The sequence below is a fragment of the Pectobacterium sp. F1-1 genome (assembly GCF_025643735.1).
Taxonomy (GTDB): domain Bacteria; phylum Pseudomonadota; class Gammaproteobacteria; order Enterobacterales; family Enterobacteriaceae; genus Pectobacterium; species Pectobacterium colocasium.
Genome location: NZ_CP104733.1, coordinates 3618045 through 3631006 on the forward strand (window position 1 = coordinate 3618045; position 12962 = coordinate 3631006).

The 12962-nt window shown below is 50.5% G+C and carries 5 protein-coding genes, 1 tRNA gene, 2 rRNA genes, 1 pseudogene and 1 other annotated feature; of the genes and pseudogenes, 3 read left to right on the forward strand and 6 right to left on the reverse strand.

Annotated features, from left to right (window positions below; translation table 11 throughout):
* Window positions 1-13 precede the first annotated feature (13 nt).
* The 6 genes and pseudogenes from NAL19_RS16150 to rluD form a co-directional block, all read right to left on the reverse strand.
* Window positions 14-2920, reverse strand: a 23S ribosomal RNA gene (locus NAL19_RS16150).
* A 260-nt stretch (window positions 2921-3180) separates the two neighbouring features.
* Window positions 3181-3256: transfer RNA gene (locus NAL19_RS16155), tRNA-Glu, on the reverse strand.
* A gap of 86 nt (window positions 3257-3342) precedes the next feature.
* Window positions 3343-4884 (reverse strand): 16S ribosomal RNA (locus NAL19_RS16160).
* Together the 16S and 23S rRNA genes with 1 tRNA gene alongside form the textbook arrangement of a ribosomal RNA operon.
* A gap of 494 nt (window positions 4885-5378) precedes the next feature.
* Window positions 5379-7954: pseudogene (gene clpB / locus NAL19_RS16165) on the reverse strand (ATP-dependent chaperone ClpB).
* Between the two features lie 133 nt (window positions 7955-8087).
* Window positions 8088-8813: a purine nucleoside phosphorylase YfiH gene (gene yfiH / locus NAL19_RS16170; RefSeq protein WP_225085505.1), complete on the reverse strand. Its 726-nt coding sequence runs from the start codon at window positions 8811-8813 to the stop codon at window positions 8088-8090.
* 43 nt (window positions 8814-8856) lie between these two features.
* Window positions 8857-9834, reverse strand: a complete 978-nt coding sequence (rluD, locus tag NAL19_RS16175) for a 23S rRNA pseudouridine(1911/1915/1917) synthase RluD (RefSeq protein ID WP_225085506.1) — start codon at window positions 9832-9834, stop codon at window positions 8857-8859.
* 134 nt (window positions 9835-9968) lie between these two features.
* Between rluD and bamD the strand changes: the two genes are divergently transcribed.
* The 3 genes from bamD to pheA all read left to right on the forward strand — a co-directional run bounded on the left by bamD (window position 9969) and on the right by pheA (window position 12872).
* On the forward strand, window positions 9969-10703 hold the full coding sequence (gene bamD, locus NAL19_RS16180; protein ID WP_225085507.1) for an outer membrane protein assembly factor BamD: 735 nt from the start codon (window positions 9969-9971) through the stop codon (window positions 10701-10703).
* Between the two features lie 321 nt (window positions 10704-11024).
* Window positions 11025-11363 (forward strand): ribosome-associated translation inhibitor RaiA, encoded by a 339-nt coding sequence (raiA, locus tag NAL19_RS16185; RefSeq protein WP_225085508.1) that lies wholly within the window; start codon window positions 11025-11027, stop codon window positions 11361-11363.
* Between the two features lie 194 nt (window positions 11364-11557).
* Window positions 11558-11683, forward strand: a sequence feature (Phe leader region).
* 28 nt (window positions 11684-11711) lie between these two features.
* Complete coding sequence (gene pheA / locus NAL19_RS16190) at window positions 11712-12872, forward strand: bifunctional chorismate mutase/prephenate dehydratase (RefSeq protein WP_263057877.1); 1161 nt, start codon at window positions 11712-11714, stop codon at window positions 12870-12872.
* Window positions 12873-12962 lie beyond the last annotated feature (90 nt).

Consider the following 12962-nt stretch of genomic DNA (forward strand, 5'->3'; position numbering starts at 1 on the left):
CCTTCGGTGTTGTAAGGTTAAGCCTCTCGGGTCATTAGTACTGGTCAGCTCAACGTATCGCTACGCTTACACACCCAGCCTATCTACGTCGTCGTCTTCAACGGCCCTTCAGGGGTATCAAGTACCCAGGGAAGACTCATCTCGAGGCAAGTTTCCCGCTTAGATGCTTTCAGCGGTTATCTCTTCCGCACTTAGCTACCGGGCAATGCAATTGGCATCACAACCCGTACACCAGTGGTGCGTTCACTCCGGTCCTCTCGTACTAGGAGCAACCCCTCTCAATCTTCCAGCGCCCACGGCAGATAGGGACCGAACTGTCTCACGACGTTCTAAACCCAGCTCGCGTACCACTTTAAATGGCGAACAGCCATACCCTTGGGACCTACTTCAGCCCCAGGATGTGATGAGCCGACATCGAGGTGCCAAACACCGCCGTCGATATGAACTCTTGGGCGGTATCAGCCTGTTATCCCCGGAGTACCTTTTATCCGTTGAGCGATGGCCCTTCCATTCAGAACCACCGGATCACTAAGACCTGCTTTCGCACCTGCTCGAGCTGTCACTCTCGCAGTCAAGCTAGCTTATGCCTTTGCACTAACCTCCTGATGTCCGACCAGGATTAGCTAACCTTCGTGCTCCTCCGTTACGCTTTGGGAGGAGACCGCCCCAGTCAAACTACCCACCAGACACTGTCCGCAACCCGGTTTACGGGCCCACGTTAGAACATCAAACATTAAAGGGTGGTATTTCAAGGTCGGCTCCATGCAGACTGGCGTCCACACTTCAAAGCCTCCCACCTATCCTACACATCAAGGCTCAAGGTTCAGTGTCAAGCTATAGTAAAGGTTCACGGGGTCTTTCCGTCTTGCCGCGGGTACACTGCATCTTCACAGCGAGTTCAATTTCACTGAGTCTCGGGTGGAGACAGCCTGGCCATCATTACGCCATTCGTGCAGGTCGGAACTTACCCGACAAGGAATTTCGCTACCTTAGGACCGTTATAGTTACGGCCGCCGTTTACCGGGGCTTCGATCAAGAGCTTCTCCTTACGGATAACCCCATCAATTAACCTTCCGGCACCGGGCAGGCGTCACACCGTATACGTCCACTTTCGTGTTTGCACAGTGCTGTGTTTTTATTAAACAGTTGCAGCCAGCTGGTATCTTCGACTGGTCTCAGCTCCATCCGCGAGGGACTTCACCTTACACCAGCGTGCCTTCTCCCGAAGTTACGGCACCATTTTGCCTAGTTCCTTCACCCGAGTTCTCTCAAGCGCCTGAGTATTCTCTACCTGACCACCTGTGTCGGTTTGGGGTACGATTCGGTGTTACCTGGAGCTTAGAGGCTTTTCCTGGAAGCGTAGCATCAGTTACTTCATCACCGTAGTGACTCGTCATCACGCCTCAGTGTTAACGATGACCCGGATTTACCAAAGTCACCCACCTTCACGCTTAAACCGGGACAACCGTCGCCCGGATAACCTAGCTTTCTCCGTCCCCCCTTCGCAGTAACACCCAGTACAGGAATATTAACCTGTTTCCCATCGACTACGCTTTTCAGCCTCGCCTTAGGGGTCGACTCACCCTGCCCCGATTAACGTTGGACAGGAACCCTTGGTCTTCCGGCGTGCGGGTTTTTCACCCGCATTATCGTTACTTATGTCAGCATTCGCACTTCTGATACCTCCAGCAACCCTCACAGGCCACCTTCGCAGGCTTACAGAACGCTCCCCTACCCAACAACACCTGAGTGTCGCTGCCGCAGCTTCGGTGCATGGTTTAGCCCCGTTACATCTTCCGCGCAGGCCGACTCGACCAGTGAGCTATTACGCTTTCTTTAAATGATGGCTGCTTCTAAGCCAACATCCTGGCTGTCTGTGCCTTCCCACATCGTTTCCCACTTAACCATGACTTTGGGACCTTAGCTGGCGGTCTGGGTTGTTTCCCTCTTCACGACGAACGTTAGCACCCGCCGTGTGTCTCCCGTGATAACATTCTTCGGTATTCGCAGTTTGCATCGGGTTGGTAAGTCGGGATGACCCCCTAGCCGAAACAGTGCTCTACCCCCGAAGATGAATTCACGAGGCGCTACCTAAATAGCTTTCGGGGAGAACCAGCTATCTCCCGGTTTGATTGGCCTTTCACCCCCAGCCACAAGTCATCCGCTAATTTTTCAACATTAGTCGGTTCGGTCCTCCAGTTAGTGTTACCCAACCTTCAACCTGCCCATGGCTAGATCACCGGGTTTCGGGTCTATACCCTGCAACTTAACGCCCAGTTAAGACTCGGTTTCCCTGCGGCTCCCCTAAACGGTTAACCTTGCTACAGAATATAAGTCGCTGACCCATTATACAAAAGGTACGCAGTCACCTAACAAGTAGGCTCCCACTGCTTGTACGTACACGGTTTCAGGTTCTGTTTCACTCCCCTCGCCGGGGTTCTTTTCGCCTTTCCCTCACGGTACTGGTTCACTATCGGTCAGTCAGGAGTATTTAGCCTTGGAGGATGGTCCCCCCATATTCAGACAGGATGTCACGTGTCCCGCCCTACTCATCGAACTCACAATCTGTGCATTTTTGTGTACGGGACTATCACCCTTTACTGTGCGACTTTCCAGACGCTTCCACTAACACACAAACTGATTCAGGTTCTGGGCTCTTCCCCGTTCGCTCGCCGCTACTGGGGGAATCTCGGTTGATTTCTTTTCCTCGGGGTACTGAGATGTTTCAGTTCCCCCGGTTCGCCTCATTAACCTATGGATTCAGTTAATGATAGTGTGTCGAAACACACTGGGTTTCCCCATTCGGGTATCGTCGGGTATAACGCTTCATATCAGCTTACCGACGCTTATCGCAGATTAGCACGCCCTTCATCGCCTCTGACTGCCTAGGCATCCACCGTGTACGCTTAGTCGCTTAACCTCACAACCCGAAGGTGTCTTTGATAAATCAAAGTCATTATCGTGCTGTGATTATTTGAGAGACTCATTGACAGACAGAATCATCACAACTCACCCGAAGGCAGTCATGCATATTCAGCTGTCATGTTTCAATTTTCAGCTTGTTCCAGATTGTTAAAGAGCAATATCTTAAACCCTGACTATTGCTAATCAGTTTTAAGATATGAGGTAAGCAGATTACTTACTGAAGACCCCCGCTTTCACCGGAATGGTCGGATGCGCTGGCGTCCCCTAGGGGATTCGAACCCCTGTTACCGCCGTGAAAGGGCGGTGTCCTAGGCCTCTAGACGAAGGGGACACGACACCGTACTTTGTTGACGCTTTTGCTCGTTATTTTCATCAGACAATCTGTGTGAGCACTTCACTCAACGCACATCTTCTTGGTAAGGAGGTGATCCAACCGCAGGTTCCCCTACGGTTACCTTGTTACGACTTCACCCCAGTCATGAATCACAAAGTGGTAAGCGCCCTCCCGAAGGTTAAGCTACCTACTTCTTTTGCAACCCACTCCCATGGTGTGACGGGCGGTGTGTACAAGGCCCGGGAACGTATTCACCGTAGCATTCTGATCTACGATTACTAGCGATTCCGACTTCATGGAGTCGAGTTGCAGACTCCAATCCGGACTACGACGTACTTTATGAGGTCCGCTTGCTCTCGCGAGGTCGCTTCTCTTTGTATACGCCATTGTAGCACGTGTGTAGCCCTACTCGTAAGGGCCATGATGACTTGACGTCATCCCCACCTTCCTCCAGTTTATCACTGGCAGTCTCCTTTGAGTTCCCGGCCTAACCGCTGGCAACAAAGGATAAGGGTTGCGCTCGTTGCGGGACTTAACCCAACATTTCACAACACGAGCTGACGACAGCCATGCAGCACCTGTCTCAGAGTTCCCGAAGGCACCAAAGCATCTCTGCTAAGTTCTCTGGATGTCAAGAGTAGGTAAGGTTCTTCGCGTTGCATCGAATTAAACCACATGCTCCACCGCTTGTGCGGGCCCCCGTCAATTCATTTGAGTTTTAACCTTGCGGCCGTACTCCCCAGGCGGTCGATTTAACGCGTTAGCTCCGGAAGCCACGCCTCAAGGGCACAACCTCCAAATCGACATCGTTTACAGCGTGGACTACCAGGGTATCTAATCCTGTTTGCTCCCCACGCTTTCGCACCTGAGCGTCAGTCTTTGTCCAGGGGGCCGCCTTCGCCACTGGTATTCCTCCAGATCTCTACGCATTTCACCGCTACACCTGGAATTCTACCCCCCTCTACAAGACTCTAGCTTGCCAGTTTCAAATGCAGTTCCCAAGTTAAGCTCGGGGATTTCACATCTGACTTAACAAACCGCCTGCGTGCGCTTTACGCCCAGTCATTCCGATTAACGCTTGCACCCTCCGTATTACCGCGGCTGCTGGCACGGAGTTAGCCGGTGCTTCTTCTGCGGGTAACGTCAATCGATGAGAGTATTAATCTCACCGCCTTCCTCCCCGCTGAAAGTGCTTTACAACCCGAAGGCCTTCTTCACACACGCGGCATGGCTGCATCAGGCTTGCGCCCATTGTGCAATATTCCCCACTGCTGCCTCCCGTAGGAGTCTGGACCGTGTCTCAGTTCCAGTGTGGCTGGTCATCCTCTCAGACCAGCTAGGGATCGTCGCCTAGGTGAGCCATTACCTCACCTACCAGCTAATCCCATCTGGGCACATCTGATGGCGCGAGGCCCGAAAGTCCCCCGCTTTGGTCCGAAGACGTTATGCGGTATTAGCTACCGTTTCCAGTAGTTATCCCCCTCCATCAGGCAGTTTCCCAGACATTACTCACCCGTCCGCCGCTCGTCACCCAAGGAGCAAGCTCCTCTGTGCTACCGCCCGACTTGCATGTGTTAGGCCTGCCGCCAGCGTTCAATCTGAGCCATGATCAAACTCTTCAATTTAAGATTTGTTTGATTTGCTGAACTCGTCAGCGATGCTCAAAGAATTAAAACTGTTTATTCGTAATGAATTTACTGTTGTTCACTCTTCAAGACTTTTTATATCGTCAAGATACGGTCTTGTGAGTACCCACACAGATTGTCTGATTAAATTGTTAAAGAGCAGTGCCACAATCTCTCGTGGCGCGGGTCGCATATACTATGCTAATCCGCTTTAAAGTCAAGTCATTGCTGACTGCTTTATGAAATCTTTTTCCTGTCATCACAACTGCGTTTGCGCTGTTGCCGTGTCAGTGGAGGCGCATTATAGGGACTTCTCACCGCCTGACAAGCGCTAAATGCAAATTATTTTCTAACCGTTCAAAAACAAACCAAAAGACTCCATTTCGCATACTTCACATACAGAAAGTGAACATAATCCGAGCTCGCCGTATAAAAACCGGGGGGCATCAATTAACGAATGCCCCCGTTTATCACTTACCGTTTCACTCACAGATTTATTGCCGTGCGACGATCTGTTCACCTTCAACATCTAATATGATCGGTTTACCGGGTATCAATTTCCCCCCCAGTATCTGCTGAGCAAGTGGGTTTTCTATCAATTGCTGTATCGCTCTTTTAAGCGGGCGAGCACCATAGACAGGATCAAACCCGACCTCTCCGAGCATATCTAAAGCCGCATCCGTCATCGTGACGCTATATCCACGCTCTTCAAGACGTTTGTATAGTCTCTGAAGCTGAATTTGTGCGATCGACGTAATGTGCGCTCTTCCCAGTGGGTGGAAAACCACGACTTCATCAATACGGTTAATAAATTCAGGACGGAAGCTGTGGCTAACGACCTCAAGCACCATATCTCTCATTTCGGTGTAGCCGCGCTCACCAAAACGCTCCTGAATAAGGTCAGACCCCAGGTTTGACGTCATGATGACCACAGTATTACGGAAATCGACCGTTCTGCCCTGACCATCGGTGAGACGACCATCATCCAATACCTGAAGCAGGATATTGAACACATCAGGATGTGCTTTTTCGATCTCATCCAGCAAAATGACCGAATAAGGACGACGACGCACAGCCTCTGTCAGATATCCCCCCTCTTCATAACCAACATACCCAGGAGGCGCACCAACCAAGCGTGAAACGGAGTGTTTCTCCATAAACTCAGACATATCAATACGGACCATAGCGTCGTCACTGTCGAAGAGGAACGTCGCCAGCGTTTTGCAAAGTTCCGTTTTCCCCAACCCCCCGTTGGGCCAAGGAACAGGAAGGAGCCAATTGGACGATTAGGATCAGATAGCCCTGCCCGGCTACGACGAATAGAATTCGCTACCGCTTCGACGGCTTCGTTCTGCCCAATCACACGCTGATGCAGCTCATCTTCCATTCGCAATAATTTTTCTTTCTCGCTTTCCAACATGCGAGAAACAGGAATCCCTGTCCAACGCGCCAGCACATCGGCAATTTCAATATCCGTTACTCGATTACGCAGCAAATGCATCGTTTTCCCTTCCTGCTGCGTTGCTGCCGCCAACTGTTTCTCTAGCTCAGGGATTTTGCCGTATTGCAGCTCAGACATTCTCCCCAGATCGCCCTGACGGCGAGCCTGCTCCAGCGCAATTTTCGCCTGCTCTAAAGACGCTTTAATATTTTGCGTTCCCGTCAGCGACGCTTTTTCTGCTTTCCACTCTTCTTCTTGCTGGGAATATTCACGCTCTTTTTGGTCAAGTTCCGCACTCAGCAATTCAAGCCGCTTTTGGCTGGCCTCATCAGATTCTTTTTTCAGTGCCTGTTGCTCCAGCTTTAACTGGATGATCCGGCGCTCAAGCCGATCGAGGGGCTCGGGTTTCGAATCAATCTGAATACGAATGCTGGATGCAGCTTCATCAATCAGATCAATCGCCTTATCTGGCAATTGACGATCCGCGATATAGCGATGAGAGAGCATTGCCGCCGCCACAATCGCCGGATCGGTGATTTGTACATGATGGTGCAATTCATAGCGCTCTTTCAGTCCACGCAGAATCGCAATCGTGTCCTCAACGGTTGGTTCCGCGACAAACACCTTCTGGAAACGGCGCTCAAGAGCCGCATCTTTTTCAATATATTGCCGATACTCATCCAGCGTGGTCGCCCCGACGCAATGCAACTCACCGCGAGCCAGCGCAGGTTTTAGCATATTACCAGCATCCATCGCGCCATCAGCTTTACCCGCACCCACCATCGTGTGGAGTTCATCAATAAACAGAATGACGCTGCCTTCCTGCTTAGATAGATCGTTGAGCACGCCTTTCAAACGTTCTTCAAACTCACCACGGTATTTCGCACCAGCCACCAACGCGCCCATATCCAATGAAAGTACGCGCTTGTTTTTCAGGCCTTCAGGCACTTCACCATTAACGATACGCTGGGCTAACCCTTCTACTATCGCGGTTTTACCCACGCCGGGTTCGCCAATTAATACCGGATTATTTTTAGTTCGACGCTGCAAAACCTGAATAGTGCGGCGAATCTCTTCATCACGCCCGATCACAGGATCGAGTTTGCCTTGTTCCGCACGTTCCGTGAGATCAATCGTGAATTTCTTCAATGCCTGGCGCTGATCCTCAGCCCCTTGATCGTTCACTTGTTCTCCCCCTCTCACTTGATCAATCGCGTTTGTTACCCCTTGCTGCGTAACACCCGCCTTTTTCAATATATCCCCCAGCGTGCCGCGAGACTCCAGCACAGCTAGCACGAAAAGTTCCGAAGAGATAAAGGTATCGCTACGCTTTTGCGCCAGCTTGTCGCACATATTCAATACGCGGACTAACTCGCTTGAAGGTTGGACATCACCATCGGTACCTTCAACCTGAGGCAAACGCGTGATTGCCTGGTCGATTTCGGTTTTCAGGTGATTAAGATTGGCTCCGGCAACAGTCAGAAGTGGACCAACAGTTCCACCATCCTGATGAAGCAAAGCGCTCATCAAGTGAAGGGGTTCAATAAACTGGTGGTCACGCCCAAGGGCGAGAGACTGAGCATCAGCAAGAGCAAGTTGGAATTTGTTGGTAAGACGATCCAGACGCATAACTCCTCCCATACACTGGTCAAAATTGCTACTGGAGATTAAATGAGGTCATCCCTCAAAAATTTCAAGGTTATTTTGCCAGTCGTGACAGGATTTAAACGTTACTTGTCCTGGATCGTCTTAATTCAATAGGTTATATCAGCCAGATTAAACTTGCCATACGGCCTGTCACGCCATCACGCCGATAAGAGAAAAATTTGTGAGGTTCGCTCACAGTACAGGCGTTTCCACCAAAAATTTGCGTTACCCCTGCGGCGCGTAAACGCAAACTTGCCAGTTGGTAGATATCGGCAAAAAATTTATTTCCTTCAGGCCGAAATGCTGAAGCCGCCGCAGCATCATGCTGAATAAACGCGTCTCGCACCTCAGAACCGACTTCAAAAGCATCAGACCCGATAGCGGGACCCAGCCACGCCATGATCTGCCTAGGCTGCGCACGGAAACAGGCTAACGTTTCTTCCAGCACCCCCGCATGTAATCCACGCCAACCAGCATGCGCAGCAGCCACTTCATCGCCGTTGATTGCACAAAAAAGCACGGGTAGGCAGTCAGCCGTCATCACCGCACAGACCTGCCCTTTCTTATTCGTATATGCAGCATCACCGCAAACGGACGCGGGTGACTCCTCACCAATACGAATTACATCAGTACCATGAACCTGTTCCAGCCAATGCGGCATGGCCGGGAGACCAGCCATTTCCACCAGCGCGTGCCGATTTGCGGTAACGCATGCGGACTCATCGCCCACATGATTCCCCAAATTCAACGAATCATAAGGGGCAACACTATGCCCACCGATGCGCGTCGTACTACAAGATTTCACACTGTCTGGCAAAGGCCAGTCGGGGTATATCAGCATAGTTCGTCACCTCGATAAATCGGCACTTATCGTATTGAATTCATTACCAGTCGAGCTGATCTTTAAACGCTTCGGTATCGGCTTTCAGCGCATCAATCAAATTGACCATATCCTGCGGCAATTCCGCATGCCATTCCATGTGAATACCGGTAATAGGATGATAGAAGCGTAACATGGTGGCATGTAACGCCTGACGATCGAAACCACGCAGCGTCTCAATGAACGCTTCCGAAGCGCCTCTCGGTGGACGAGGACGACCGCCGTATAGCTGATCGCCAACCAGAGGATGATTAATGTGCGCCATATGCACACGAATCTGATGGGTGCGCCCCGTTTCCAGACGCAACCGCAAACGGGTATGCGCACGGAAATGTTCCATGATGCGATAATGTGTCACAGCGGGCTTACCCATTGGGTGCACCGCCATGTGAGTTCGCTTGGTCGCGTGGCGAGCGATAGGCTGATCGACCATGCCGCCCGCAGTCATCGAACCAATCGCAACCGCCTCGTACTCACGGGTAATTTCACGCGCCTGTAGCGCCTCAACTAAACGCGTCTGTGCTGGAACAGTTTTCGCGACGACCATGAGCCCTGTCGTATCTTTATCAAGCCGGTGCACAATCCCAGCGCGGGGCACATCGACAATCTCAGGATAGTGATGCAACAAGGCATTCAATACTGTCCCATCCGGGTTACCCGCACCGGGGTGAACCACCAGATCTCTGGGTTTGTTGATGACCAGGATGTCCTGATCTTCATACACGATATCCAGCTTGATATCCTGTGCTTCCCAGCGGGCTTCTTCCTCAATCAATGCATCAATCGCTACCGATTCGCCGCCAAGTACTTTCTCTTTTGGCTTATTGGTGACATTGCCGTTAATCTGTACCCGATTCTCAAGAATCCACTCTTTTATGCGGGATCGTGAATAATCAGGGAACAATTCGGCCAAAGCCTGATCTAAACGTTGTCCGAGTTGAGATTCGGCCACCGTTGCGGTGAGTTGTACTTGTTGTGCCATATTATGCAGCTTCTTCGTTAACGTTGGGTTTTGACGGCGACGCCGTTTAAAATAATGTACTATTGTAGCTGGTCTAAATCGGGAGCTTAACGGACAGCCTCCCGGAATAACATTCTGAGGATAATCAAAACGTCATGACGCGTATGAAATATCTGGTGGCTGCCGCCACGTTGAGCCTGGCGCTGGCTGGTTGCTCCAGCAATTCCAAAGATGCGGTTCCTGATAGTCCGCCATCTGAAATCTATGCCAATGCTCAACAAAAACTGCAAGACGGCAACTTTAAAGCAGCCATCACGCAGTTGGAAGCACTGGATAACCGGTATCCGTTTGGTCCCTACTCGCAGCAAGTACAGTTGGATTTGATCTACGCCTATTACAAATCCGCAGAGTTGCCATTGGCTCAAGCTTCTATTGACCGCTTCCTGCGGCTCAACCCGACTCATCCAAACGTGGATTATGTCCTGTACATGCGCGGCCTTACCGACATGGCGCTGGATGATAGCGCGTTACAAGGCTTCTTCGGCGTCGATCGTTCCGATCGCGATCCGCAGTACGCCCGCACCGCATTTCGGGATTTCAGCAAGCTCATTCAGGGGTATCCGAACAGCCAATACGCCACCGACGCAAACAAGCGTTTGGTTTACCTCAAAGAGCGTCTGGCCAAGTATGAACTTTCTGTCGCGCAATACTACACGAAACGTGGCGCTTATGTGGCAGTAGTTAATCGCGTTGAGCAAATGCTGCGTGATTACCCTGATGCCCAGGCAACAAAAACGGCCCTGCCGTTGATGGAAAACGCCTATCGTGAACTGCAACTTGCCGCCCAAGCGGATAAAGTGGCAAAAATCATCGCGGCTAACCCGGCATAAGCGAGAGAAGTCACACAATAATGAGACGGCAGCTTCGGTTGCCGTTTTTTTATGGTTCGAACAGTTCGCAATGCATTGATGAGCAGAAAAAACAGCTTGGCGGGAGTCAACAACAAGGCGGTGGCGTCAATACATCCTGTCAATAATGGCACAGGCCAGATGCCCTCTCAAGCACTTCCCTCTTATTCCCGATGGCACCTCACAAATCCCGTTTTCTTGACAAAAAGTGACGAAAAAAAGCGATCAATATCACGCTTTTTGTCGCAACTCACTGTATGCTGAAATCATCCAAGACGGACATAGGCAGAGAGGTAAGTTTATATGACTATTAATATTACCAGTAAGCAAATGGATATCACCCCCGCAATTCGTCAACATGTCGAAGACCGTCTTTCTAAGCTGGATAAGTGGCAAACCCAGCTGATTAACCCGCATATTATTCTGTCAAAAGAGCCTCAGGGTTTTGTCGCCGATGCCACGATCAGTACGCCAAATGGCCCGCTGGTTGGCAGCGCTAAACATGATGATATGTATGCCGCCATCAATGAGTTGATTACCAAACTCGAACGCCAGTTGGACAAACTCCAGCATAAAGGCGAAGCCAGACGCGCAGTCGCTAGCGTCAAAGAAGCCAATCTTCAGCCGACCCAAGAAGAGTAGTTCACTCTCTTCACGTCAATATAACGCGCCTGAGGGCGCGTTTCTGCATTCTACGCCCCCCGTAACTCACGTCCTAAAGTACCAACGCGCGACATGGTTTAACATTGCATGTGGCGATTTTGTATTGACAGGATGAAAAGCCAACAGTTACCTTACCTGCTAAGAATCTGGATTTTTCTGACTAACCGAGCACGCATGACAAATAAACTGTTTTTCTTCGTATTCTTTTTCACCTTCCCCTGATTTGGGAGGCGATTCGTCGTAAGAGCAAGAATACGAAGACGAACAAAAAAGCCTCCTGACCAGGAGGCTTTTTTTATATAAGAACATAAGGCAGGTAATAGCATCATGACAGACAACCCATTACTGGCACTGCGAGAACGCATCAGCGCATTGGATCTGCAATTAATTGAATTGTTGGCACAAAGGCGAGAACTGGCGCTAGATGTTGCCCGCAGCAAATTACATTCACATCGCCCTATCCGTGACAAAGAGCGTGAACGTGATTTGTTGGACAAGCTGACCGCCGCTGGGAAAAAGCATCATCTTGATGGTCACTATATTACCCGCTTATTTCAGCTCATTATTGAAGATTCGGTACTGACGCAGCAGGCTCTCTTACAGCATCACCTCAACCAAACAACATCACATTCTGCTCGTATTGCGTTTCTCGGTCCGAAAGGGTCTTATTCCCATCTTGCCGCCCGCCAGTATGCCGCACGACACTTCGAGCAACTTATCGAATGTGGCTGCCAAAAGTTTCAAGATATCTTTAACATGGTGGAAACAGGGCAAGCGGACTATGCCGTACTGCCGATTGAAAACACCAGCTCCGGCTCGATAAACGATGTCTATGACCTGCTGCAACACACCGGATTATCCATTGTCGGCGAATTAACCAACCCGATAAATCACTGCGTTCTGGTGGCCACCGATACGTCGCTGGAACAGATCGAAACGGTTTATAGTCACCCACAACCGTTCCAGCAGTGCAGCCATTTCATTAATCGTTTTCCACACTGGAAGATTGAATATTGTGAAAGCACCGCTGCGGCGATGGAAAAAGTCGCGGCGCTCAACTCACCAAAAGCAGCGGCACTCGGCAGCGAAGCCGGCGGTCAGCTGTATCAGCTACAGGTGCTGGAACACGATCTGGCAAATCAGTCGCAAAACATCACTCGTTTCATTGTGTTAGCACGTAAGCCGATTGACGTGACTGAACAAGTACCAGCAAAAACCACGCTAATTATGGCAACCGGCCAACAGTCCGGCGCACTGGTGGAAGCGCTATTAGTATTGCGTGATAACGGCATTGTGATGACCAAGCTGGAATCCAGGCCGATCAACGGTAACCCGTGGGAAGAGATGTTCTATCTTGACGTACAGGCCAACCTGCGCAGCGATGCCATGCAGAAAGCGCTAAAAGGATTAGCTCCCATTACCCGATCGTTAAAAGTGTTGGGCTGTTACCCCAGTGAAAACGTCGTCCCCGTCGATGTGAACGAATAGTCGATACGGACGAATCATTGAAAAAGCCATCCTGATTTTCACCGGGATGGCTTCTCGAACACAATTCTAATATCGGATAAAATTCAACTA